Genomic DNA, 22,589 nt, shown 5'->3' on the forward strand with positions numbered 1-22,589 from the left:
CGTTCACACAAACGCTCAACGATCAATTCACGCCAAACGAGCCCAGGCCCTCAAACGACAGCACCACGCCCATATAGCCGCCTTCGTGGGTGTTGGCGTCCGCCGACAGACGACGCCCCCCCACGACTTTGAGGTTCCAGCAGTCATGAATATAGGTCAGGCCGGTGCGCCAGCTCTTGAGGTTGCGGTGCTCCATGGAGTAGCCCGCCTCCTGCTCCCACTTCCACTCCTTGGCGAAACGCCAGGAGCTGTTGAAAGTGACGTCGCGGTTGACCTCAGTGGTTTCGGGACGGTTGACCTGATAACCCAACGCCGCCTGCCCCTCATCCCAGCGATAGATCACCTCGGTATCGGCCACTTCCAGCAACTTCTTGTGCGGATCGAAGCGGGTGTCGGCCTCTACGCTCCACTGATCGGAGATGTTGAGCGACAGGTCGGCGACGATGTCAGAGACGGAGTTGCCATCCTGATAGTCACGATCGCCCGCCGGCGCCCAGCGTTGACCGATGGTGAAGGTGGCCAGGTTCTCCACCGGACCGTCGGCGCTGCGACGTCCGGTGAAGCGTTGGGTGACGCCGTAGCTGATCCACTGACCGGAGCTAATGCGGTCGATGCCGGCGAACTGGTTCTCAGCAAACAGATTGGTGGCGTTGAAGGCGCGCAGGGTGTCATCGGTGGCGGTCACCGGCGAGCGCGAATCGTAGTTGGGAATGATGCTCTGGTCGGTAGCGGCGTTGAGCACGTACTGCACGGTTGGCTCAATGGCGTGACGCAGCGCGCCGCCGTTGCCCCACTCATAGTTGCGCGACAGGTTCAGATCCAAACGCGCGCTGAGCATGGAGGCGATGCGGTTGTTGAAGTCGTCCTCGTCATTGCCGCCCGCCTGCACCGGTCCGCGCTGAGTCCAGTAAGCGGTCTCCTCGCCGCCAGCGGCCAGCGAGATACGGCCAATGTGTAGCGGCTGGGTGTAGCGCAGTTTGGCGGATAGATCGCCGCGTTGGGCGCGGTCGCCGGACATCTGATAGAAGTGGTCCAGACGCGCGCCGCTCTCCAGACGCAGGCGACGGGTCATCCCCGGCAGCAGGCGCGAGTCGCTCAGCGCCACATAGGGCAACTGCTGCACAGTGTCGCGATTGGTGTCCACGGTCAGATCCTGGAACCAGTTGACCCCCGCTTCAATGGCGGTGTGTCCGCCGCGACGCGCCATCAGACGCTTGGCGCTCAAGCTCGATTGCAAGTGGCGGGTGTTGGGGTCCAGCAGATCCTGTTCGAAGTCGACCAGGAAGTCGTTGGTGCGGCTGGCGGCCACATGGGACTCCAAACGCCACGGTCCCATGGCGTGCTGATGGTCGAACACCAACAGACCGCGGAACATCTCCAACTCGGTGTCGTGGATGCCGTGGGTCTCCAACTCGCCGTGGTAGTTCTGCCCCTTGTAGCGATATTGCACCTTACCCATCACGCCGCGTCGGGTGGTGGGGTGCAGAGTCAGAGTGGCGTCGCGGTCGGGAGCGATATTCCAGTAATAGGGCAGATCCAGCTCATAACCGGTGGAGTCGCTGACCTGGAACGAGGGGGTCAGGAAGCCGCTCTTGCGCTCTTTGCGCAGCGGCTGGGTCCACCACGGCGTATAGGCGATGGGCACGCCACCCAGACGCAGGGTGACGTCGCGGGCGCTGACCGAGTTCTTCTCGTCATCCACCTCAATTTTGCTGGCGCTGATGTACCAGGGCGGATCTTCGCAGTCGCAGTTGGTGAAGGTGGCGTCCTTGAGAGTCATGCGCTTGGCGTTGTGCAGCTGCGCCGCCGAGGCGGTGGCGCGACCGCCCGGCCCGGGCATGTCGATGCGCGCATTCTCCACTTCACCGGCGTCATTGGCCACATCCAGTTCGATGGCGTCGCCCTGGAACACCGCGCCTTTGCGGGTGATGCGGATCATGCCGCGGGCGTTGAGCTTCTGCGCGGTCAAGTCATAGGTGGCGGAGTCGGCTTGGAGGTCGAGAATCCCCTCCTGCACGATGCGCACTTCGCCGCGGGCGCTGACCTTGCCGTCGCTGCGATCCAGATCCAGTTCGTCGGCCTCCAGCTCCACCGGGGTTTTGGCCAGCTCGGTGAGCTGCTCGCGGGCCAGCACCGGCCCGGCGCAGGCGGCCGCCGCGGCCAAAACCAGCCAGGAGACTGAGAGCATTCCCGGCGCGCGTCGAACGCCGCGATCCTGTTGTTGTGCCTTGCGCATGCTCACTGCGTCTCCTATGCCCCGTTACTGCGCTCGCAGGCGCGCTGGTGTTTTGTGCCCATCCCTGCAAGCCAACATCCGATGATCAAACGCCCATTATAACGCACTGAGCAGCGCTCCCACCAGATATAGCGAACCCGTCGCCGCCACGCGACCCCCATGACCGGTCAAATCCCGCGCCAGCGCCAGCCCGGCTGGAATGTCGGGCGCTTCATGGGCGGGTACGCCCGCTGCGCGCCAGGTGTTGGCGCAGCGATGCGGATCCAACGCCCGCGCGTCATCCAACCCCACACACACCACCGCCTCCACCCCATCGCGCCAAGCGTCGATGATGCTGGGCAGATCCTTATCTGACATCACCGCAAACAGCAGCGTGGGTTTGCGTCCCGGCGTTTCGGCAAAGAAGGCGGCTGCAGCCTGCGCCGCGTGGGCGTTATGGGCGCCGTCCAGCCACACTTCGGGCTCTGTGGCGATGCGCTGCAGACGTCCCGGCCACTGCGCCTGCGCCACCGCCTCGCACACCGCCTCGTTGGGCAGACGCCAGCCTTGATTGGCGCGCAGCAGTCGCGCCATGGCCACGGCTTGGGCGGCGTTGTGCATCTGATGCTGTCCAACCAACCCTGGCCGCGGCAACACCAACTGCCCGAAAGCATCCTCGTAGCGCCAACTGTGCGCTTCGAACGCCATGTCGTAGCGATAGTCCCGTTGCGCCAACCACAGCGGCGCGCCCGCCGCCTCGGCCTGGGCGGCGATGACATTGCGCGCCGCCAATGAACCGGGGTGGACAACAGCGGTTACGCCCGCCTTGAGGATTCCCGCCTTTTCAGCGGCAACGGCTTCGATGGTTTGGCCCAGATAGTCGGCGTGATCCAAAGCGATGGGCGTAATGGCGGTGAGCAGCGGCGCAGGAAAGACGTTGGTAGCGTCCAAACGCCCGCCTAAGCCGGTCTCCAGCAACACCGGCGCAGGCGCGCCGCCCGGTCGCAATGCGGCCCAATCGGCAAAGTGCAACAGCGCAGCGGCAGTGGCCTGTTCAAAATAGGTCGCCAACTCATTGGGGTCGGCGCGTCTGACTGCGGCCAGATAGCGATCCAACGCCGCATCGTCAATGGGCGCGCCCGCCACGCGAATGCGTTCGTTGAAACGGTGCAGATGCGGCGAGGTGTAAACGCCGCTGGGAATGCCCGCAGCCTTGAGAATCGCCTCCAGAAACGCCAGCACCGAGCCTTTGCCGTTGGTGCCCGCCACATGCACCACGTGGCGCAGCGAACGCTGGGGGCCGCCCAGCGCATCCAACAACGCAACCACCCGCTCCAGCCCCGGGCGAATCAACCGTTCGGAACCTGAGGGCTCCATGGTCGGATCAGCGCAGGTTGGTGGCGAAATCGGGAATTTTGGCCTGGTGCGAGGTAAACCGCGTGAGCAGGTCCGCCAGGGTGTCGCGCATCTCGTTGCGGTGACAGATCATATCCAGAAAGCCATGATCGAGCAGATATTCGCTGCGCTGGAACCCCGGCGGCAGCTTCTCGCGCACGGTCTGTTCGATCACCCGCGGACCGGCAAAGCAGATCAGCGCGTTGGGCTCGGCGATATTGATATCGCCCAACATGGCGAAGGAGGCGGTGACGCCGCCGCTGGTGGGGTCGGTGAGGACCGAAATGTACGGCAGACCCGCCTGCTCAAGACGCGTCAGGGCGGTGGAGGTGCGCGCCATCTGCATCAGCGACAGAATGCCCTCCTGCATGCGCGCGCCGCCCGAGGCGGAGAACACGATGAAGCCGCAACGTTGCTCCACCGCCGCCAGCGCGCCCGCGGCGATCTTGCTGCCCACCACCGAGCCCATGGAGCCGCCCAGGAAGGGGAAGTCGAACGCCGCGCAGATCACCGGCACGCCCTTGATGGCGCCTTTGAACAGACGCAGCGCATCGGGATTGCCAGTCTTCTTCTGCGCCTCTTTAATGCGGGTTTTGTAGGGCTTGGAGTCCTTGAATTTGAGCGGGTCCACCGGCTCGATATTGCCCAGCAGCTCCTCACGGCCATCTTCATCCAGGGTGATGTCGATGCGGCGCTGCCCGGAGATGCGGAAGTGATTCTCACAGTGGGCGCACACATCCAGATTGCGCTCCAGCTCCTTTTGGAACAGCGCCTGACCGCAGCTGGGGCACTTGATCCACAGCCCTTCAGGCGTGCTGGCCTTGCTGTCGCCCTTGATTTTGGGGCGAATAATGCGGGTCAGCCAGTTCATCGCGCCGGATTCTTCGGTCATGGCGTCCTCGGTCGATCAGTTAAGCGCCCGCCACAGCGGCGGCGCGCGCATTTTCAACAAAACGTCGGGTTTTTTCAGCATCCTTACGTCCCGGCGCGGCCTCCACGCCGCTGGAGACATCCACCCCATGGGGCTGCACGCGGCGCACCGCTTCAGCCACATTGTCGGGATTGAGCCCCCCCGCCAGGATCAACGGCGCATCGGGTTCGAACCGCCGCAGGATATCCCAGTCAAACGCGTGGCCCGTGCCGCCATAAGCGCCATCCACTTTGGCGTCCAATAGCAGCGCGCGGGCGGGGTAGCGATTCAAGCCGAGCAAATCGTCCGCTTGCGCCACCCGCGCGGCCTTGATGGCGCGCGGCCCCACCGCCTGGCAGAACTCCGGCGCTTCATCGCCGTGCAACTGAATGCGATCCAGCCCGCACAGGAACTCAGCGCGACGGATCTCCTCCAACGAGGCGTTGACGAATAGCCCCACTACGGTGAGCAGCGGCGGCATGCGTCCGGCCCACTGCGCCACCGTCTCTGGGGCCACATAGCGGGAGGATTTCTTATAGAACACCAGCCCCAGCGCGTCGGCCCCGGCGTCCTGAACCATCCAGGCGTCCTCCAGAGTGGTGACGCCGCAAATTTTGATCGCCAGCGCCACGCTTACACCGCCGCCTCAGACAGCAGCGCGCCCAGCGCCGGACCAGGATCGCCGCTCTTCATGAACGCTTCGCCGATCAGGAACGCGCGCACGCCGTGTGCGTTGAGCATGCGGATATCCGTCGCGCTGTGAATGCCGCTCTCGGAGACCAGCAGGCGGGATTTCTCCGCCCGCTCGCCCAGTCGCACAGTGGTCTCCAGGGAGGTTTCAAAGGTGCGCAGATTACGGTTGTTGACCCCCATCAACGGGGTCTTCAACTCATGGGCGGCGTCCAGTTCGGCTTCATCATGCACCTCCACCAGCACATCCAACCCCTGGTCCAGAGCCGCCGCCTCCAACTCCTGGGCCTGGGGCACGGAGAGCACCGCCATGATCAGCAGAATGGCGTCGGCGCCCATGGCGCGCGCTTCGAGCACCTGATAGGGGTCGTAGAGGAAATCCTTGCGCAGCACCGGCGCCGCCACCGACTCGCGAATGGCGGTGAGATACTCTTCATGCCCTTGAAAGAAGTCGTGATCGGTCAAGCAGGAGATGCACGCCGCGCCATGTTCGGCGTAACCGGCGGCGATGGCGGCGGGATCAAATTTTTTCTCAGCGGGAAAGATGCGCCCTTTGGAGGGGGACGCCATCTTGACCTCGGCGATGACGGCGTTTTCGCCCAGCCCCGCCTTCTCCATCAGAGCTTGGGCGAATCCACGCCCGCCCGGCGCAGCGCTGGCGCGGCGACTCATCTCGCCTTCGGAGACGGCGGCGCGGCGCGCGGCCACCTCCTCGCGTTTGCGCGCCATGATCTTCTGCAATACGTCGGGCGCGCCCATACTCAGGCCCCTTTCACCGTCACATAGGCAAAGCGACGCTTGCCCACTTGAATCAGATAGCGCTCGCCCGCCGCCAACTCATGTTTGGGATCGCTGACCTTCTCGCGCTCCACGGAGACGGCGTTCTGCTTGATCATGCGCATCCCCTCGCTATTGGATTTCACCAGCCCGGCGCCGCTGAGCACGGCGGGCAGCCCCAGGGACGCGCCCTCGGCTTGGACTTCGACTTCGTCGATCTCGTCGGGCAGGTCCTTCTTCTTGAACATGGTCTCGAACTCGGCGCGGGCCGCCTCAGCGGCCTCGGCGTCATGAAACCGCGCCACCATCTCGGCGCCCAGACGCTTTTTCACCTCCATGGGGTGCTCCGCGCCCGAGGCCACCGCCTGCTTCAACTCCGCCACCTGCGCCAGAGAGAGATCGGACAGCAACTCATAGTAGCGCCACATCAGATCATCGGAGATGGACATCACCTTGCCGAAGATCTCCCGCGGCGGCTCCAGCACGCCAATGTAGTTATTCAGCGACTTGGACATCTTCTGCACGCCGTCCAGCCCCTCCAGGATGGGCATGGTCAGCACGCATTGGGGCTCCTGGCCGAAGTCGCGCTGCAACTCACGCCCCACCAGCAGATTGAACAGCTGATCGGTGCCGCCAAGTTCCACATCGGCGCGCATGGCCACCGAGTCATACCCCTGCACCAGCGGGTAGAGGAACTCATGGATGGCGATGGGCCGCCCCTCTTTGTACCGTTTGGAAAAGTCGTCGCGCTCAAGCATCTGCGCCACAGTAAAGCGCGCCGCCAGCTTGATCATATCCGCCGGGGTCATGGCGTTCATCCACGTGCTGTTGAACATCACCGTGGTGCGCTCGGGGTCGAGGATTTTGAACACCTGCTGCTTATAGGTCTCGGCGTTGGCGGCGATCTGCTCGGCGGTGAGCGGCTTGCGGGTTTCGCTCTTGCCGGTGGGGTCGCCGATCAAACCGGTGAAATCGCCGATCAGAAACAGCACCTCATGGCCCAGCTCCTGAAATTGGCGCATTTTTTGGATCAACACCGTATGGCCCAGATGCAGGTCCGGCGCGGTGGGGTCGAACCCGGCCTTGACGCGCAGCGGTTTGCCGCTGTCGATGGCGCGCTTGAGTTTCTCTTCCAGCGCCTCTTTCGAGACCAGATCCACAACCCCGCGGGTCATGATCTCCATCTGTTCGGCCAGTGGCTTCATCACTTCGACTCCTGTGCGCGCCTGCGCCGCCACGCCACAAAACGATTGACGCGCCGCGCGCAAAACAACATGTTCAACGAACAGTCATATATACTGCAACAGACGGCCAAACGCCATGCCCCAAGCACACAATGACGCCCCCCTGGTGATCGGCCTGATGTCCGGCACCTCCGCCGACGGCATCGACGCCGCGCTCATCCGCACCACCGGCGAAGGACGCCCGCAGCCCATCGCTTATCTGGAGACGCCGCACCCAGCGGAGATTCGCGATGAAATCCTGGCGCTGCAGCAGTCAGGCCCCGAGGAGATTGAACGCTTGGGGGAGATGAGCCGCCGCTTGGCCGAGCGCTTTGCCGAAGCCGCCACCGCACTGTGCCGACAAGCCGATGTGCGCATCCATGACATCGCCCTCATCGGCTGCCATGGTCAGACCATCCGCCACCGCCCGCCGCACTTCTCCCTGCAGATCGGCTCTGCCGCCATCATCGCCGCGCGCACCGGCGTCACCACCGTCAGCGACTTCCGCACCCCGGACATGGCGTTGGGCGGCGAAGGCGCGCCGCTGGCGCCCTACTACCATCAGGCGCTGTTTGCCGACGCCAGCGACAGCGCCTGCGACGTGGTGGTCAATCTGGGCGGCATCGCCAATGTGACGTTGCTACAAAAGCCCCCGGCGCCGCCCATCGTGGCGGGGGACACCGGCCCGGCCAATGCGCTGATGGATGAACTGAGCATGCGCCTGAGCGGCGGCCTGGAGTGCTGCGACCGGGATGGCCAGCGCGCCGCAGCGGGCGCCGTCGACGCCGAGGCGCTGGCGTGGCTGATGGCGCACCCCTACCTAAAACGTCCGCTGCCCAAATCCACCGGCAAGGAGGATTTCAGTCCGGCGCTGCTGGATCGCTGGCTGTCGGCGTTCCCCGCCATGGGCGGCAACGACGGCGTCGCCACCCTGCTGGCGTTCACTACGCAGAGCATCGCCGAGGCGATCCTGCAAGCCGCCAACAGCACACCGGAGCGTATCATTCTGTGCGGCGGCGGCGCCAATAATCCGGCGTTGCGCAGGCAGATCGCCGCCCGCCTGCCCAGCGCCCGCATCCTCACCAGCGCGGAGCTGGGCGTTGACCACAACGCCATGGAGGCGGAAGCGTTCGCCTGGCTGGCCATGCGCGCGCTGCGCGGCCTGCCCACCGGCGATACGGCGGTCACCGGCGCGCATGGGGCGGCCATCCTCGGCAGCTTGTCGCCGGGCGGAAATTGGCGTGACGCGCTGGCTCTAGCCGCCCGCCTTAATGCAGCGTCGCCGGCCCCAACAAACCAAACGGTTTGATTTCGGCGTCGAACTCTATCCCCTCATCGCTGATCATACGATAGGAGCCGCGCATGCTGCCCATAGGCGTGGACAGAGGCGTGCCGCTGGTGTACTGGAACGACTCCCCCGGCTCCAAGCGGGGCTGTTCGCCCACCACGCCGGGGCCGCGCACCTCTTGGGTCAGGCCGTTGCCGTCGGTTATGATCCAGTGCCGGGTCAAAAGCTTAGCGGCTTCCGTACCCTCATTGCGGATGGTGACGGTGTAGGAGAACAGATAGCGGTCATCGTCCGGCGAGGATTGGTCTTCCAGGTAGTCGGAGACCACCTCAACGCGGATTTTATAACGGGGATCGCTCATAGCGCGTCCTTGTCCAAAAGAGTGTGCTGCCAAACCACGCGCCCCGAGCCATATGCCGGGGCCAAACAGACGGGAATCATACAAATGAATGAGAAAGTGGTCAAAAGCGATGCCGAGTGGCGTGAGGAACTGACCGAAGAGCAGTATCACATCTGCCGCAAAAAGGGCACCGAACGCGCCTTTACCGGACAATATTTTGATTGCAAGGAGCCTGGCGTGTATGTCTGCGCCTGTTGCGAAGAGCCCCTATTCGACTCCGACGCCAAATTCGACTCCGGCACCGGCTGGCCCAGCTACTGGAAACCCATCAATGAAGAGGCCGTTGCTACGGAAACCGACAGCAGCCTCTTTATGACCCGCACCGAAGTGTTGTGCGCCAAATGCGACGCCCACCTGGGCCATGTGTTCGATGACGGTCCCGCGCCCACCGGCATGCGCTATTGCATCAACTCCGCCTCGCTCAAGCTGGAGCCAAAATAACCGCGCACCACACCAACCAACCAAACACAAAACGGCCCCGCCTGAGCGATCAGGCGGGGCCGTTTCGTATGCGCTATCCGTCCAGTCAGAGCGTCTTACTGCACTTTGCGCAGCGACTGCTCGATCTTGTCGGACATGGAGGAGATCTCGCTGATGACGCGATCGATATCGCCCGCCAACTCACGCGCCACGCGCGCGGTGCTTTTCACCTCGCCCGCCACCACCGCGAAGCCCTTGCCGAACTCGCCGGCGCGGGAGGCCTGAATACCGGCGTTGATGGCCAGCACCTCCAGCTCGTTGGAGATCTTCTCAATGCCGTGCAGGGTCTTGGAGACGTCACGGGTGTTGCGGTCGATCTCTTGACGCACCGAGGTCAGATCGTCAAATACCTGTTGGTAGGTTTCGCCGCGCTGGGCGTCCAGCACCTGGTAGAACATGATGGCGATCTCACTGGAGAGCACTTCGCCAGCGGGGTTCACCTCATGGATGACATTGATGATGTCTTCGCTCATCTCGGCGACGATAATGAAGTCCGCCTCGATGTTCTTCATCGCCGTATCGATCTTGGTCAGCGTCTTCACGCCGATCTTTTTGGCGGCGCTCATGGTCGGAGAATTGGGATTGGAGTCGGCGACATACACCACCTCGACGCGGTTGCTTTTGGCGAACATCCGCAGCAACTCCTTACCGTCGCCGCCACCGCCGATGAAGCCGATCCGCTTTTTCACTTCCTCCGTCGTTTCCATACTTTGCATTCCCCGTTGAAGATTCTGTTTGGAAACCGCCAGCGCCGACCCATCGCCTGTTTCATGAAGCGATAGAAGGGAAGATCGCGCTCAACGCCGCCGTCGCATGCTCTGCCGACCGCGCAACGTCCGCCCCCAACCTGCGTTAAGCCCCTGTCAATGGCGTCTTGGTCATAACAACCTAACGCCCACGCCACTGCGAAGCCAGTCTACATGAACAAAAATCGAATTTCACCCATCATAACCGGATTTTGCGGAAAATATCCAGAATGTTCGCGCGCGCGCCCAACAGAATGCTCTCGTCACGACTTCCGGACAAAACCCTCCACACACAAGGCGCCGTCGCGCCAACTGCGGGTTGCGCCTGCAGGATTGCAAGCATCATACAGACCAAAAATGATCTGCATAAAATTTCTGCACAACCTTTGAGCAAATACAGAAAATATCTGCTCCCGTCCATGAAGACAATTGGCAAACCGACATCGGAACATTAAACTCTCTATATCGCGCTGAATGCGCTGGAGTATAGCGGCGTCGGGCGAAAGCCCCCCACTGGCGGTGTGACGCCGCCGCCCCACAGGCAGGAGAGAACAGATGTCCACCCTTGAAGAGAAAGTGCTGGAGAAACATCTGCAAGAGTGTCTGCAGCAGATCTGCCCTCTGTTCAAAGAGGTGCGCGAGCGCCAAGGCGGCAAACTCCCTGAAGAGTTGCTCGACGACGCCTATGTCATGGGCTATGTCAAAGGCATGGCCAACATGCTGCTGGCGCGTCAGCATGTTGAGGATGACAACGAGCGCGGTTACGCCATCATTCTCATCTTCGCCAAGGTGTTTGAAAAAGATCCCCGCATGGTGGGCGAACGCTTGGCCATTCTCCATGCCGACCGCTCCAACATCGACTATCTGGAGGGGATCACCGATGGCGAAGATCGCCTGATGGGACTCAATGACGGCCGCCGCGACGAGGTGACCTATCGCCTGATGCATCGTTTAGAGCCTTACATGAAGCTCGAAGCGTAAACCGTAATTCCACTCGCTCAACCCGCTTTGGAGAACGGCATGCGCCCGTACATCATGGCATGCATCAATGAACGTCCCAGCACCCGCCCCTCCTGCGCCGGTCGCGGCAGCGAGGGGCTGGCGAATGCGCTTGAAACGCGCTTAAAGCAGGCGGGCGTGGCCATTGAAGTGCGGCGTATTCGCTGTTTTGGCAGCTGCGAGCTGGGCCCTAACATGCGTTTGGCGCCGGGCGGTTCATTCTTTCGCCATGTGGATGAGGCGGCTCTGGATGAGATCGTCGAGGCCGCCCGCAAAGCGTTGGCCGAAACCCCGGCAGACGAATCCAGCGATGATGATAACGCCAGCGAGGCGGAAACCGTCCCCAACCCTGACTTCCCCCCGCCATTTTAACCGCACCGTTTGGTAAAAATGCGCAATAGCATTGGGATAAACTCAGCACGCATGACGCCCTCAACGAGAACTATCGGATATTTCTGGATAGGCTGAAGCTTTTTTGTTAGGATTTATTTTACATTAGTATGGAAAGAAGCGTCTTTGCGTCGCATCTTTCTCAAAAGCCACAGGCGCCCTCATTTGGTGAGCCGCCCTCATTTGGTGGGCAGAAATCATGGCCAATACTCTGAACGCATATACCTCACTCTACTCCGCCCTCTCGCTCAACAGTGGCGTTACACCCACTTTGCGCGGCGATTACAGCACCTTCGGCGCAAAGGTCAAGCAGAGCTCGCCGCTCTCCAAGGTGCTGGATAGCGCGGGTTATCCGAGCCGTCAGCCAGACACCATCAATTTCCTCCAAGGCAAGGCCGCCATCAAAGCCGATAGCCTGGATGACCTGCTCAACGGCGCCAACATGGCCAGCAATCTGGACGTCGCCGATGACGCCAAAGTGGGCGAAGGCAGCGCCATTGGCATCGGCACGAACCGCTTCGGGCTGGCCAACACCGCCTATCTCAATGCGCTCAAGCTGCACCCGGAATCCGATAACGCGCTGTTCTCTTCGTTTATCTAATCGACGCATCCACACGCTCAGTCTGACGTCTTATGGACCAAGAACGGATTCTGCTGGTCGATGACGACCCGGACCAGGTGCTCCTGGTGCGACGCTATCTGCTGGCCATGGGCTATGACGTGGTGGTTGCCTATGACGGCAAAGAGGCCATCGCCAAGTTCCAGCAACATCCCCCTTCGCTGGCGATTCTGGATGTGGTGATGCCGGGAATGAATGGGCTGGAAGTCACCCGCGCCATCAAGTCCATGACCGCTGACCCCCTGCTTCCGGTGATCTTCCTCACCGCTTTGGAAGAGGAGAGCGACTTGGCGCGCTGCCTGGCCTATGGCGGCGACGACTTCATCTTAAAACCTGTTAACAAGCTGATTCTTCAGGCCCGCATCGATGCCTGGATCCGCAAGCGGCGGCTGGCCTTACAGCTCAAGAGCCACCGCGACCAACTGGCGCAAGAGCGGCAATTCATTGAAGAGTCGCTGTCGCGGATTCGCAATGCGCCGGATCTGGATACGCCGGACCTGCGCTACGTGATGACCCCGGTGGAAGCCTCCTCCGGCGATGTGCTGTTGGCCGCCACCCGCCCCGACGGCGGGCGGCACATCTTTCTGGGCGACTTCACCGGCCATGGCCTGCCAGCGGCGCTGGGCGCGCCGCTGGTGTCGGACATCTTCACCGGCATGAGCGAACGCGGCTTCCGCATGGATGCGATTCTGTTGGAGCTCAACAACAAGCTCAATCAGCGCATGCCGCCCGGCGCCTTTCTGGCTGCGGCGGCGCTGGAGATGAACCCCTATAAACAGGCGGTGCAGATCTGGAACGCCGGGCTGCCCGACGTGCTGATCATGGAAGCCGGACGCATCATTCGCCGGGTGGACTCCCGCATTCCCCCGCTGGGCATCCTTACGGGCGATCAGTTTCAAGCCCCCACGGTGCGCAGCCGCACCTCTCCCATGCAGCGCATCGTGATGAGCACCGATGGGGCCATTGAAGCGCAGAACGCCAATGGCGACTATTTCGGCGCCGACGCCTATGAGGCGCTGTTGTTGAAAATTCAGCACGAAGAGCTGCCATTTGACCATATTCATACTGCGGTCAGACAGTTCTGCGGCGCAACGCCGCCACAAGATGACGTCACCGCCGTTGAGTTGAACTGTCAAAATCTGCATGAACCCTTTGCCGAATCCCGCATCATTGTTGAATCCGCAGCCCAATTCCGCGCGCACCGCGCGCGCCAATCCGCTTGCGGCCACTCCGAAGACCCGACCTGGCGCCTAGACGCGACGCTGGAGCCCGACGCCTTGCGCGGCAGCGACTGGGTGATTCAGCTCACGCGCATGGCGCTGCACCGCCCCACCCTGCGCCGCCACGCCCAGAAGATCTTCATCATTTTGCGTGAGACCTTCTCCAACGCCTTGGATTACGGCCTGTTGCGTCTGGATCCGTCGCTGAAGTACGACCTGGCCCGCTCCACCCAATACAGCAAACTGCGGCAGGAGCGCTTACGTGAACTGACCGAAGGCGAAATTCGCATCAACATCGCCTATTTCGCAAACACGGGGGAGTGTTCGGGCCACCCCTGCTCCGAACAGGATTGCAGCGGCGAGTTTCGTCTGGATATTCGCGATAGCGGCGCGGGTTTCGACTATGTCGCCGCGCGCCAACAGAGTCAGGGTGGTCTGCGCGCCTTGGCTCGCCTCTGCGATGAGGTCAACTATCATGACCAGGGCAATCGACTCACCATCACCTTCCGCCTGCGCGAGGATTAACGCGCCGCTTCTCAGTTTGTATCCTCTTGCGCCAACGCCAATAGAGCTTGCTGGCCGACGCAACGCTGTCGAATAATCCGCACCCAGCCCAACGCTTGCAACAAGCCAATCTGCGCATCAGCATCCAATCCAAACCGCTGCCGCACGGCATCCTGCTCAGGCGCGCCGCTGCTGCGCCACTGTGCGCAAAGCAGCGCCCAAACACGCGCGCTGTGTGGACGCTCCTGCTCCAGCCACAGTCGCATGCAAGCATAATAGGCGCGTAGTTTCGCCTGCAAACCCACTGCGTGCGCAACATCCAGTAGAGAGAGAAGTTTCATCGGCGCAATCCGACGCACCCGCACCGCTGCGCCCAGCAGAGTCGTCAGCAGCGGCCATCCATCCGCCCATTCGGCCACCGCGCGCAACCCCGGGCCAGGGCGCTGCCCACTCCACAAACGCAGCGCAGCCAATCGCACATTCAGTGACCACGACGGCAGACGCACCACGCAACCAGCCAGTGTCTCTAGGGGGGGCTCCACACTGCGCCATAAGGTCAGGCGTTGGGCGTCTCCAGCTTGTGCGGTAAACGCCGCATCCCCCACCCACAGCGCACGCGGGTCGACTTGTCGTCGCTGCCGCGCGAGATCAAGCGCTTCTCCTGGCGTTTGCCAAACAACGCCCGCATGACGCTGCCGGAATCGATAGAGATACTCCAAAGCCAAAGTGGCGGCGCCCCAGCCATGCGCCGCCTCCGCGCCCTCGGGCGGGGACAGAATCACATGGGCATGCTGCGCCATGGCGGCGTCCATTACCGCCATCAGCTCTTCATTGGCGACAAAGTTGAGCGGTCGCGCTGCGGGAAATCGCTGCTCAGGGGGATCCTGACTCATACCCGCGCCGCCGCCGCCCTGTTCAACGCCATCACTCCGCCCCAGACTGAGGGATCGATCCTCACGCAAACGCAGCCGCAACGCCTCCTGAATCCACGCCAGCGCGGCGGAGTAGCCCAGACGGGGCGCGATCGAGCTTCCTTGTTCGGGGATGGCGCGCAGCCGCCCCCAGGCCGGATCGGGCCATGGCGCGGGACGCCACAGCACAGGCGCAATGGTCCACTCGCCGGCGCGCTCCCGCGCCAGGAGCTGGCGAAAAAATCGCGTCTCCACGCCGGCATCGCGCCAAAGGGCGGGCTCCACCAGCGGCAGCAACCACACCGGCGCCGCCGCTTGCGCGCCTTGCCGCGACTCCGCAGCCAGTTGGGCCCAGGTTGCGCCACGGGCATCGGCAATCACCCCGCGCCAGCAGAGCGGTCGCATTGCATTGACCACATCCTGAATCAGCTCATGGGAAGCTGCGCCGCCGATCACAACCACATGCGGCGAAGCACTCTGAGCGCTCTGCGAACCAGCATTCATCAATGGACTCCTTTCAGATCATGGGAAAGGAGTGTGAAACAGAACCAGGAGGGACAACAGGGGTTTCAGATGACACAAAAGAAAAACCCGCTCCAGGGGGGTGGAGCGGGTCCGCGATTTCGCGGGAGGAGGGATGCAATCGGGCTTCTCCCGCCTCACACAGAGGCGGGAGAAAAATTCCTCACGCTAGCAGCGTGGTGATTACTTGGCGGCGGTGGGGGCCGTGAAGGGGGATTGCATGGCGGGAGCCATGGTCTTCATCTTCTCCATGTTGCCCATGACCTTCTCTTGCATCTTGTCATGGCTTTCCATCATCTGCTTGTGCATCTTGTCCTGGCTCTCGATCATCTGCTTGTAGATCTTTTCGCCTTCAGGACCTTGGAAAGCGTTCTTATCCATCATGGCGCGCTGCATGTTGTACTGGTCTTCCATCATTTTGCGGTGCAGCTTGTACTGGCTCTCCATGATGGTCTTTTGCACGGCGTAGGGATCTTGCGACCAGGGCATGGCGGGCGCGGCGGCGTAACCGTAGGGAGCGTAGCCATAGGGAGCGAACGGCGCGGGAGCAGCGGCTTCTTCAGCGGAAGCGGCGCCGGCCAACAGCATGGCGGCGGACAGAGCGCCCAGGGTCAGTTTGGAAATCGTTTTCATTTTTCATCTCCATTGCAGTCGTCGAGGTCGAGTTTCGAGTCGGCGCGCATCGGCCAACTGGCGCGCCTGGGGAGTCCATTGTTATTATGCTGCTGGAGCCTCTTGAGCAGAGGGTCCGAATCCGTTCGGCTTCCGTTGAGCGATACTGTGACATAATCCACAGTCGACGTGAAGTCGTATTTGTGTAAAAGTTTCCCAACATCCCATTGAATCCATGCGATAAAGCCAAACAACCGTGCCAATATTGACACATATTTGTTACAGTTAAGCCCCACGGGCGCGATTGAGAGTCAAGAGGACTGCGATGAGTGCAAAAGAGACCATCCTGGTGGTGGAGGATGACGACCAGACCCGCGAGCTTTTGCAGGATTACTTGCAAAAGAACGGCTTTGCATGCATCGCCCTGCCTGATGGCGAGGAGCTGTGGCCATCCATCAATGAACATATGCCGGACCTGCTGGTGCTGGATGTGATGCTGCCTGGCGACGACGGCCTGACCCTGTGCCGCAACCTGCGCGCCGACCCCAAGACCGCGCCGCTGCCCATCATCATGCTCACCGCGCGCACCGAAGAGACCGATCGCATCATCGGCCTGGAGATGGGCGCCGACGACTATCTGCCCAAACCGTTCAACCCCCGTGAGTTGCTGGCGCGCATCAGCAGCGTGCTGCGGCGCGCCCGCGCCGAACCGGTGGTCAAAGGGCGCCCGGCGGCCAAGGCGCTGCTGTTCGCCGATTGGCGCCTGGATCTGGCTTCGCGCCGCTTGACCGCGCCCAGCGGCGTGCTCATCTCCTTAAGTAAGAAAGAGTACGCCCTGCTCACCATCTTTTTGAACAATCCCCAGGAGGTGCTGGATCGCGACCGCATCATGAACGCCTATGTGGGACGCGACGCCTCGCCGTTTGAACGCGGCATCGACGTGCAGATAGGCCGCCTGCGCAAACGTCTGCGCGAGGGCAATCCCGATGGCCCTGAGCTCATCGCCACCGTCTGGGGCCAAGGCTATATGCTTGACTGCCCGGTTGAGGAGTCGGCGTGACGCCGACCATCCCGCCGCGTCGTCGGCGCTGGCTGCCCGATAGCCTCTTCTCACGACTGGCCATCATCCTGGGCGCCGGACTGATCCTCTCTTTGGGGCTGGGCGCGGCGATCTACCTCCAAGACAGAGGGCGTACTCTGGTGATGATGGGCGGGCTGCAGACGGCGGACCGATTCGCATCGCTGATCAAACTGCTCGACCCCCTCTCCCGCGATGATCGACTGATGCTGGCCACGGCGCTGGAGTCGCCCAACTTCCGCATGCGCTTCTATGACCAACCACAGCGTTTTGAGGGCGTGGATTCCGATGCGCCCCAGGCGCGCTATGTGTTGGCGCTGTTGCGGCGTCGCCTGGACGACCAGCGCCCCATCGAGATCGATGTGCTCAATCGGCAGGAGCCGCCGCTAACAGCCCTGCCTGCTGCGCCTGTCGCATCCAACCCGTCGGAGTCGGCAGCGGCCAAGCCCCTCTCAAAAGAGACGCCTGCGCGCGACAAGAGCGCCGTCCCGCCGCACGCCGCCAAAACGTCATCGTCTTCAAGCGAAAGCGCCGCCAGCAAGACGCCCAAAGAGGAGCAAAGCACAGCGCCTGAGGCTATAGACAAGGAAGCCCCTGCCGCCACTGCGCCAGCCAAGCCTGCGCGCACAGCGCCGCAAGCGCCGCGTTACGCCAATCAGTCGCCTCAAGGCATGCCGCTGTTCCCCAGTGCGCCGCCCATGCCCATGTTTGGTCAACCACCGTTCCCGTTTCCCGGCGCACAGGATGGCGGCGCATCGCCCAATCAGAATCGGTTCTCCCAGCCCAACGCCAACTATGGCCCGCAACAAGGGGCCACACAGCAGCGCGCGAACTCAGCGGCGACAGAGGCGGCCAACAGTGGCTATTCCGCCCCCAATTTTGCCGCCGCACAACCGTTGAACCCCGCCACCCCGCCGGGATTCACGCCGCACAGCGCGCCGCCGGGATTCAGCGCCCCCACCACGCCGGAGTGGGCCGTTAAGAACCCCCTACCCGCCCCGGTGCAACCTTTCTTTACGCCGCCCTTCCCGGGATTACGGCCACAAACGCCTGCGCCAGAACAGCCGCAGGCGCCCAAGAAGACCGAACCTGCGCCGCCTGAGCCGCCGGATATCGGCGGCGCCATTCTGCCTGAGGAGCTGGCGTTTGTGGCGCAAGTGCAGTTGCGCGATGGTCAGTGGGCGGCGTTCTATCACGATATGCCCGAGGCGCTGTTTGAGAGTCCCACGCGGCTGCTGGCCAGCTTGGCGCTGGTCTCCGCTGCGCTGTTTCTGATCACCTTTGTGGTGGTGCGTTTGGCCACCCGCCCCCTCTCCATGCTCGCCACCGCCGCGCGCGGCCTGGGCGAAGATATTCAACGTCCGCCGCTCATCGAGTGCGGCGCCCGGGAGATGCGCGAGGCGGCCCGCGCTCTTAACGCCATGCAGGCGCGCATTCAACGCTACGTACAGGAACGAACGCATCTGTTGGCGGCGTTGTCCCATGATCTGAAAACACCCATGACGCGTTTGCGGCTGCGCGCCGAAATGCTCGATGACGAAGCGTTGCGCGAGAAGATTCTGCGCGATGTGGGAGAGATGGAGGCGATGACCTCCTCCTCTTTGGACTTCATCCGCGGTATGGAGGGCTCGGAAGAGAGTCAACAGACCGATCTGAACGCCATGCTCGAAACCCTGTGTGAAGAGCATCGGGATATGGGCCGCGACGTGCGTTTGATGAGCAGTCAGATCCCGCCGGTCAATATCAAGCCCAACAGCATCAAACGCTGCCTGGACAATCTGGTGAGCAATGCCGTGGCCTATGGCGAACGCGCCTACATCCGCGCCGGATATGGGCGCCATGGTCTGCACATTGTGGTTGCCGATGACGGCCCGGGCATCCCCGAAGCCGAACTCGAAGAGGTGTTCGAACCCTTTGTGCGCTTGGAGACCTCGCGCAATCGCCGCTCCGGCGGCACCGGTCTAGGGCTGGGCATTGCGCGCAATATCGTGCGCGCGCACCATGGCGAGTTGACCCTCAAGAACCGCCCTGAAGGCGGTCTGGAGGCGATTCTTTTCCTGCCCGATGACGGCGCTCCCCTGGCCAAACCGCCCTCGATCTGAGCTGTATCCCCTGTATGGCTGTCTGTGTCTCACCATTTCACTGGCGATACAGTCAGCTGATTTTTTTTTCTGATTTCACATAACACGCCGTCCCCTCAACGGGGATTCAAACAGTTACGCCCGCACCACGACGCGGCATAACCGTCACGCTCCCTCTGTTACCCCTTCAAAAAGCGGATTTTTTTCCAAGATCCGCTAATCCGCCCCGTCTCTACGCCCGATACTATGACCGTCATCGGCATGAATAGCCCAAAGACACCAGAGACAACCACGGAGGTAAGACGGTGACGAAATTTCAAACCCGCAACGGACTGACCCGCAAACCGTTCGGCCGCGCCATGCTGAGCGTGCTGGCGTTGACCCCGGTTTTGGGCGGCTGCTTCGTCCCTGTCTACGACTCCGCCAATCCCAACTGGAACGCCGACCCCGGCGCGCCCATGGCGATGCAGCAGCAGGCCATCTATCAACAGCAAGACATGATGGGCATGGGCTATGACCCCATGGCCGGCATGGCCTACGCCGCCTACCCCGCCCAGGGCTATGCCCAGCAGGGGTTCGTACAACAGGGCTATGCGCAGCAGGCCTATGCGCAGCAACCGATCATGGTGGCGCAGCAGATGGGCGGATACCCCAACATGGGCATGGTGCAAACCGTCTACCCGCAAATGAGCTACACCCAAGGGCCGACCTTTGGACAGATGGCCGCCTACCCGCCCTCCATGGGCTATCCGCAGATGGCGCAGCCGTTTCAATCCTATGCGCAGCCAGGTTTCGCCATGCCGCAGCAAGCCACCGCGCCGCAATCCCAGTATGCGCAATCCGGACCGTACATGATGGTGGCCCCGCAGCCCATGGCGCCGGCCAATGCGCAACCGGTGACGCAGCAGCCCATGATGAACATGATGCCCAGCGCCACAGACCCGATTTCGCTGATTCAATCCCAGGCGCCCATGCGGCATCAACAGATGGCCAGCTACGCCAGCGCCGCGCCGCAAGTCTCTGCGCCGGTGCACCTGGCCCCGACGCCGACTCCCATGGCCCCCATGGCTCCCATGGTTCCCATGGCGCCGGATAAGTGATTCGGAAAAAGTAGAGCAAAATCAGGAAAAAAAAGTTGTAATACGGCAGGCAACTGACGCAGACTCGTAAAGAGCGATCACAAACCGTCTGTTGCCGCCGCGATTGGGAAAAAGGAGAAAAACCCATGAACAGCGTTAACGGATGCCGCCAAAGCATGAAGACGCAGACCAAAGCAGTGGCCGCCGCCATCGGCATGCTGGCCCTGAGCGTAGCCGGCGCCGCGCAAGCCAACGGGTGGCAAGCGCAGGGCGCGCAGGCGAAAGCCCCCTACGTCATGGCCCACGTCTATCAGGAGGGCGCCATGCACCCGGTGGACTACTGGTGGTACATGGATCCGTCCAAAACCGGCAAGTGGGACTATTTTACCGCCGTTGACGACCCGGCCGAGCCGGTGACCGTGCTCACACAACAGAAGGTGCTGCTCAAGAGCATGCCCGCCGTCGCCACCTACCAGTATCCGACGTATGACTATCATGCGCGCGCCACGGTGAGCGACCAGAACGGCATGGCGAGAATCTACGTCTCTCCCAACACCTATGCTCAAGCAACCGCCATGAACGGCGGTCAGCCGATGCCCAGCGCATCAACCTATAGTCCGGTCCCGGGATATCGTCCCGTGAACGTGGCGCAGATGGGCAACGCCTATGCGCCCAGCGCTCCCCGTCAAAACGGGCGCGCCATGATGTATCGTTGATTCTGTCGTACCGTTGAACCAAGTGATGCCTAGCAGTGCCATAACAATAATAAAGGCGTGAAAAACACATAAAAAAGCGGCCCAAAAATTCGGAAAACGGCCAAATCTTGCAGCGGAGAGTAAACAATGATCAACAAGAGCGTCTTCCATAAACCGGCCCTGATGGGCATCGCCGCCGCGATGGCCGTCGCCGCCTACTCCCCCTCGTCCGCCAAAGCGGATGCGGCTGGCGTGGCCACCATCCTGGGCGCCACCGCCCTGGCTGGCCTGATCTACCACACCACCCAGCCGGTGGGCGTGCCGACCTACGGCCTGTCCAAATACCTGAGCCATCCGAGCCCCCGTGGCGGCGGCGCGCCTCAGGCCACCATGGGCGCCGCCCATGTGCCCGCTCCGGCCATGCCGGTGCGCTACGCCAGCACGCAGCCCGCCGCTGTCTACGCCGCCGTCTCCCCGGTTGCGCCCACCATGCGCTATCAAGCCATGGGCGTGCCTGTGGTGGTGTCGCAGAACAGCTCCTATGGCTGGGTGCCCATGAGCATGCCCGCCAGCCCCTACCGGGTGAACGTGTCTTACAAGTAAGGACGGTTTCGGGTCCGTCGCCGTGGGCGACGGACCCGACACAAAGCATGGAGGCTTTGCGTCATGGTTGGCTTACGTCGAACCCTATCCAATTCCCTTCGGGCTGCGGCTGGCGTCCTCGTCGCCGCCATGACCTTGGCTTCCGCGCAGCCTGTGTGGGCGCATGATCCGGCTCCCCGGATCTTTGCGCCCACCAGTCGCTACATCTATCCGCCCGGCAACATCGCATCCAAAATCTATCCCAGCGATATGACGCCGGTGCTGGAGGTACAGTGGTCTCCTTTTGGCGGCCCGACCCACTTCAAATATGGCTCCGCCCAGGTGCCGCTACAGGTGGTGCGTCCGGTGGGCGAACCCAATCTGATTCCTGTCGCCCTGGTGCGCGCGCCGTTGGTTGAGTGGCGCCGATAACGCTTTGCCGCCAAGAGATGGCGCAGCGTCACTCCTGTTTGCGCATGGAGGTTGGTCCTGATGGCGACACGCCGGATCTCTCGCTTTCGTCTCCCTCTCCTGGCGGCGGCTTGCTGCGTTGGCGCACTGTGGGCTGTTCACTCTGCGCAAAAGGCTAACGCACAAGGTTTGCGCACAGCCCCTGTAATCTATGTTTGGGGGCGTTCAGTCAATGACCGCAACCCCTTGGCCCAAGCGGGCGATCAAGGCTTCCCCCTGCGCTATAACGAAGAGATCGCAGCCAAACCGGTGCAACCGCCGCGTTTGGCGATTCTCGACGCCAATGGACCGGGCGGCGCCGTCGCACCGCGCATTCAGCCCGCCATTGAACCCCCTCTACACAGCGGCAAATACGCCGTGCATGTGGGCAGCTACCTGCTCTACGACAATGTGCGCAAACAGCAGGAGGAGCTGGACTCTCTTGGCATCTCCTACTACACGCGCGATGTGCTGGTGCGCGGCATTCACTATGTGCGCCTGTGCGCCGGACCCTATGACAAGCGCAGCGACGCCAATAAGGCCTTTGCGCTGATTCAACGCTTCATGGGCATTCGCGGCGGCATCATCACCCCCATAGAGCCTGACCCCAACGCCAAGCCTCTGCGTCCAATTACGGCGGCGACCAACGCCTCATCCGCACCGCAATGATCCCCTCAATAGCAGCGTATATCGTCACCGCAATCCAGAATTGTACAGAGCGCC

General features: G+C 62.2%; 23 protein-coding genes. 13 read left to right on the forward strand and 10 right to left on the reverse strand.

The annotated features are described in order from the left end of the window. Positions 1–22: 22 nt before the first annotated feature. The 6 genes from MAIT1_RS08720 to tyrS all read right to left on the reverse strand — a co-directional run bounded on the left by MAIT1_RS08720 (position 23) and on the right by tyrS (position 7,192). Entirely contained in the window at positions 23–2,236 is a 2,214-nt protein-coding gene (locus MAIT1_RS08720) for an LPS-assembly protein LptD (RefSeq protein WP_085441886.1), read from the reverse strand. A 96-nt stretch (positions 2,237–2,332) separates the two neighbouring features. Continuing rightward, positions 2,333–3,592, reverse strand: a complete 1,260-nt coding sequence (locus MAIT1_RS08725; protein ID WP_085441887.1) for a bifunctional folylpolyglutamate synthase/dihydrofolate synthase — start codon at positions 3,590–3,592, stop codon at positions 2,333–2,335. Positions 3,593–3,599: 7 nt separating this feature from the next. Next, a complete protein-coding gene (gene accD, locus MAIT1_RS08730) occupies positions 3,600–4,502 on the reverse strand; it encodes an acetyl-CoA carboxylase, carboxyltransferase subunit beta (RefSeq protein WP_085441888.1) in 903 nt (300 codons plus the stop codon). A 19-nt stretch (positions 4,503–4,521) separates the two neighbouring features. Then, positions 4,522–5,151, reverse strand: coding sequence for a phosphoribosylanthranilate isomerase (locus tag MAIT1_RS08735; protein WP_085441889.1), 630 nt, complete (start codon positions 5,149–5,151; stop codon positions 4,522–4,524). Positions 5,152–5,153: 2 nt separating this feature from the next. Further along, a complete protein-coding gene (gene trpC / locus MAIT1_RS08740; RefSeq protein ID WP_085441890.1) occupies positions 5,154–5,969 on the reverse strand; it encodes an indole-3-glycerol phosphate synthase TrpC in 816 nt (271 codons plus the stop codon). A 2-nt stretch (positions 5,970–5,971) separates the two neighbouring features. Then, entirely contained in the window at positions 5,972–7,192 is a 1,221-nt protein-coding gene (gene tyrS / locus MAIT1_RS08745; RefSeq protein WP_085441891.1) for a tyrosine--tRNA ligase, read from the reverse strand. A 115-nt stretch (positions 7,193–7,307) separates the two neighbouring features. Here tyrS and MAIT1_RS08750 point away from each other — a divergent pair, with 115 nt between their 5' ends. Next, complete coding sequence (locus MAIT1_RS08750; protein WP_085441892.1) at positions 7,308–8,519, forward strand: anhydro-N-acetylmuramic acid kinase; 1,212 nt, start codon at positions 7,308–7,310, stop codon at positions 8,517–8,519. Here MAIT1_RS08750 and apaG read toward each other — a convergent pair. Further along, positions 8,479–8,859, reverse strand: a complete 381-nt coding sequence (gene apaG, locus MAIT1_RS08755; RefSeq protein WP_085441893.1) for a Co2+/Mg2+ efflux protein ApaG — start codon at positions 8,857–8,859, stop codon at positions 8,479–8,481. The two genes, MAIT1_RS08750 and apaG, sit on opposite strands and share 41 nt — an antisense overlap. A gap of 84 nt (positions 8,860–8,943) precedes the next feature. Between apaG and msrB the strand changes: the two genes are divergently transcribed. Further along, positions 8,944–9,339 (forward strand): peptide-methionine (R)-S-oxide reductase MsrB, encoded by a 396-nt coding sequence (gene msrB / locus MAIT1_RS08760; protein WP_085441894.1) that lies wholly within the window; start codon positions 8,944–8,946, stop codon positions 9,337–9,339. A 95-nt stretch (positions 9,340–9,434) separates the two neighbouring features. On the opposite strand, the gene MAIT1_RS08765 is transcribed toward msrB, so the two are convergent. Continuing rightward, complete coding sequence (locus tag MAIT1_RS08765; protein ID WP_158089397.1) at positions 9,435–10,085, reverse strand: methyl-accepting chemotaxis protein; 651 nt, start codon at positions 10,083–10,085, stop codon at positions 9,435–9,437. A 594-nt stretch (positions 10,086–10,679) separates the two neighbouring features. Here MAIT1_RS08765 and MAIT1_RS08770 point away from each other — a divergent pair. The 4 genes from MAIT1_RS08770 (at position 10,680) to MAIT1_RS08785 (ending at position 13,877) form a co-directional block, all read left to right on the forward strand. Then, positions 10,680–11,105 carry a hypothetical protein gene (locus MAIT1_RS08770; RefSeq protein ID WP_085441896.1) on the forward strand — a complete coding sequence of 142 codons (426 nt, stop codon included), beginning with the start codon at positions 10,680–10,682 and terminating at the stop codon, positions 11,103–11,105. Between the two features lie 39 nt (positions 11,106–11,144). Then, positions 11,145–11,495, forward strand: coding sequence for a (2Fe-2S) ferredoxin domain-containing protein (locus tag MAIT1_RS08775; RefSeq protein WP_085441897.1), 351 nt, complete (start codon positions 11,145–11,147; stop codon positions 11,493–11,495). A gap of 217 nt (positions 11,496–11,712) precedes the next feature. Further along, positions 11,713–12,114, forward strand: coding sequence for a hypothetical protein (locus tag MAIT1_RS08780; RefSeq protein ID WP_143814737.1), 402 nt, complete (start codon positions 11,713–11,715; stop codon positions 12,112–12,114). Positions 12,115–12,146: 32 nt separating this feature from the next. After that, on the forward strand, positions 12,147–13,877 hold the full coding sequence (locus MAIT1_RS08785) for a SpoIIE family protein phosphatase (RefSeq protein WP_085441899.1): 1,731 nt from the start codon (positions 12,147–12,149) through the stop codon (positions 13,875–13,877). A gap of 11 nt (positions 13,878–13,888) precedes the next feature. Here the strand turns inward: MAIT1_RS08785 and MAIT1_RS08790 are convergent, their stop codons facing one another. Together MAIT1_RS08790 and MAIT1_RS08795 are read right to left on the reverse strand one after the other, a co-directional pair. After that, on the reverse strand, positions 13,889–15,271 hold the full coding sequence (locus MAIT1_RS08790) for a hypothetical protein (RefSeq protein WP_085441900.1): 1,383 nt from the start codon (positions 15,269–15,271) through the stop codon (positions 13,889–13,891). Positions 15,272–15,472: 201 nt separating this feature from the next. Continuing rightward, positions 15,473–15,922: a hypothetical protein gene (locus tag MAIT1_RS08795; RefSeq protein WP_085441901.1), complete on the reverse strand. Its 450-nt coding sequence runs from the start codon at positions 15,920–15,922 to the stop codon at positions 15,473–15,475. A 304-nt stretch (positions 15,923–16,226) separates the two neighbouring features. On the opposite strand from MAIT1_RS08795, the gene MAIT1_RS08800 reads away from it, so the two are divergent. The 7 genes from MAIT1_RS08800 to MAIT1_RS08835 all read left to right on the forward strand — a co-directional run bounded on the left by MAIT1_RS08800 (position 16,227) and on the right by MAIT1_RS08835 (position 22,535). Beyond that, entirely contained in the window at positions 16,227–16,961 is a 735-nt protein-coding gene (locus MAIT1_RS08800; protein WP_085441902.1) for a response regulator, read from the forward strand. Then, positions 16,958–19,081, forward strand: a complete 2,124-nt coding sequence (locus MAIT1_RS08805; protein ID WP_085441903.1) for an ATP-binding protein — start codon at positions 16,958–16,960, stop codon at positions 19,079–19,081. Before MAIT1_RS08800 ends, MAIT1_RS08805 begins: the two co-directional genes overlap by 4 nt. 284 nt (positions 19,082–19,365) lie before the next feature. Next, positions 19,366–20,160, forward strand: a complete 795-nt coding sequence (locus MAIT1_RS08810; protein ID WP_085441904.1) for a polyadenylate binding domain-containing protein — start codon at positions 19,366–19,368, stop codon at positions 20,158–20,160. A gap of 125 nt (positions 20,161–20,285) precedes the next feature. Then, positions 20,286–20,855 carry a hypothetical protein gene (locus tag MAIT1_RS08815; protein WP_085441905.1) on the forward strand — a complete coding sequence of 190 codons (570 nt, stop codon included), beginning with the start codon at positions 20,286–20,288 and terminating at the stop codon, positions 20,853–20,855. A 126-nt stretch (positions 20,856–20,981) separates the two neighbouring features. Beyond that, positions 20,982–21,437, forward strand: coding sequence for a hypothetical protein (locus MAIT1_RS08825; protein WP_143814738.1), 456 nt, complete (start codon positions 20,982–20,984; stop codon positions 21,435–21,437). 129 nt (positions 21,438–21,566) lie between these two features. Continuing rightward, positions 21,567–21,848 (forward strand): hypothetical protein, encoded by a 282-nt coding sequence (locus MAIT1_RS08830; RefSeq protein ID WP_085441908.1) that lies wholly within the window; start codon positions 21,567–21,569, stop codon positions 21,846–21,848. Positions 21,849–22,073: 225 nt separating this feature from the next. Beyond that, positions 22,074–22,535, forward strand: coding sequence for an SPOR domain-containing protein (locus MAIT1_RS08835; protein ID WP_085441909.1), 462 nt, complete (start codon positions 22,074–22,076; stop codon positions 22,533–22,535). Positions 22,536–22,589 lie beyond the last annotated feature (54 nt).

The sequence above is a fragment of the Magnetofaba australis IT-1 genome (genome assembly GCF_002109495.1).
Classification (GTDB): Bacteria; Pseudomonadota; Magnetococcia; order Magnetococcales; family Magnetococcaceae; genus Magnetofaba; species Magnetofaba australis.

What these genes read in the sequence shown, in the direction of transcription:
- MAIT1_RS08720 (WP_085441886.1), bottom strand. Translation starts at nt 2,236, where the DNA reads ATGCGCAAGGCACAACAACAGGATCGCGGCGTTCGACGCGCGCCGGGA.
- MAIT1_RS08725 (WP_085441887.1), bottom strand. Translation starts at nt 3,592, where the DNA reads ATGGAGCCCTCAGGTTCCGAACGGTTGATTCGCCCGGGGCTGGAGCGG.
- accD (WP_085441888.1), bottom strand. Translation starts at nt 4,502, where the DNA reads ATGACCGAAGAATCCGGCGCGATGAACTGGCTGACCCGCATTATTCGC.
- trpC (WP_085441890.1), bottom strand. Translation starts at nt 5,969, where the DNA reads ATGGGCGCGCCCGACGTATTGCAGAAGATCATGGCGCGCAAACGCGAG.
- tyrS (WP_085441891.1), bottom strand. Translation starts at nt 7,192, where the DNA reads ATGAAGCCACTGGCCGAACAGATGGAGATCATGACCCGCGGGGTTGTG.
- MAIT1_RS08750 (WP_085441892.1), top strand. Translation starts at nt 7,308, where the DNA reads ATGCCCCAAGCACACAATGACGCCCCCCTGGTGATCGGCCTGATGTCC.
- apaG (WP_085441893.1), bottom strand. Translation starts at nt 8,859, where the DNA reads ATGAGCGATCCCCGTTATAAAATCCGCGTTGAGGTGGTCTCCGACTAC.
- msrB (WP_085441894.1), top strand. Translation starts at nt 8,944, where the DNA reads ATGAATGAGAAAGTGGTCAAAAGCGATGCCGAGTGGCGTGAGGAACTG.
- MAIT1_RS08765 (WP_158089397.1), bottom strand. Translation starts at nt 10,085, where the DNA reads ATGGAAACGACGGAGGAAGTGAAAAAGCGGATCGGCTTCATCGGCGGT.
- MAIT1_RS08770 (WP_085441896.1), top strand. Translation starts at nt 10,680, where the DNA reads ATGTCCACCCTTGAAGAGAAAGTGCTGGAGAAACATCTGCAAGAGTGT.
- MAIT1_RS08775 (WP_085441897.1), top strand. Translation starts at nt 11,145, where the DNA reads ATGCGCCCGTACATCATGGCATGCATCAATGAACGTCCCAGCACCCGC.
- MAIT1_RS08780 (WP_143814737.1), top strand. Translation starts at nt 11,713, where the DNA reads ATGGCCAATACTCTGAACGCATATACCTCACTCTACTCCGCCCTCTCG.
- MAIT1_RS08785 (WP_085441899.1), top strand. Translation starts at nt 12,147, where the DNA reads ATGGACCAAGAACGGATTCTGCTGGTCGATGACGACCCGGACCAGGTG.
- MAIT1_RS08790 (WP_085441900.1), bottom strand. Translation starts at nt 15,271, where the DNA reads ATGAATGCTGGTTCGCAGAGCGCTCAGAGTGCTTCGCCGCATGTGGTT.
- MAIT1_RS08795 (WP_085441901.1), bottom strand. Translation starts at nt 15,922, where the DNA reads ATGAAAACGATTTCCAAACTGACCCTGGGCGCTCTGTCCGCCGCCATG.
- MAIT1_RS08800 (WP_085441902.1), top strand. Translation starts at nt 16,227, where the DNA reads ATGAGTGCAAAAGAGACCATCCTGGTGGTGGAGGATGACGACCAGACC.
- MAIT1_RS08815 (WP_085441905.1), top strand. Translation starts at nt 20,286, where the DNA reads ATGAACAGCGTTAACGGATGCCGCCAAAGCATGAAGACGCAGACCAAA.
- MAIT1_RS08825 (WP_143814738.1), top strand. Translation starts at nt 20,982, where the DNA reads ATGATCAACAAGAGCGTCTTCCATAAACCGGCCCTGATGGGCATCGCC.
- MAIT1_RS08830 (WP_085441908.1), top strand. Translation starts at nt 21,567, where the DNA reads ATGACCTTGGCTTCCGCGCAGCCTGTGTGGGCGCATGATCCGGCTCCC.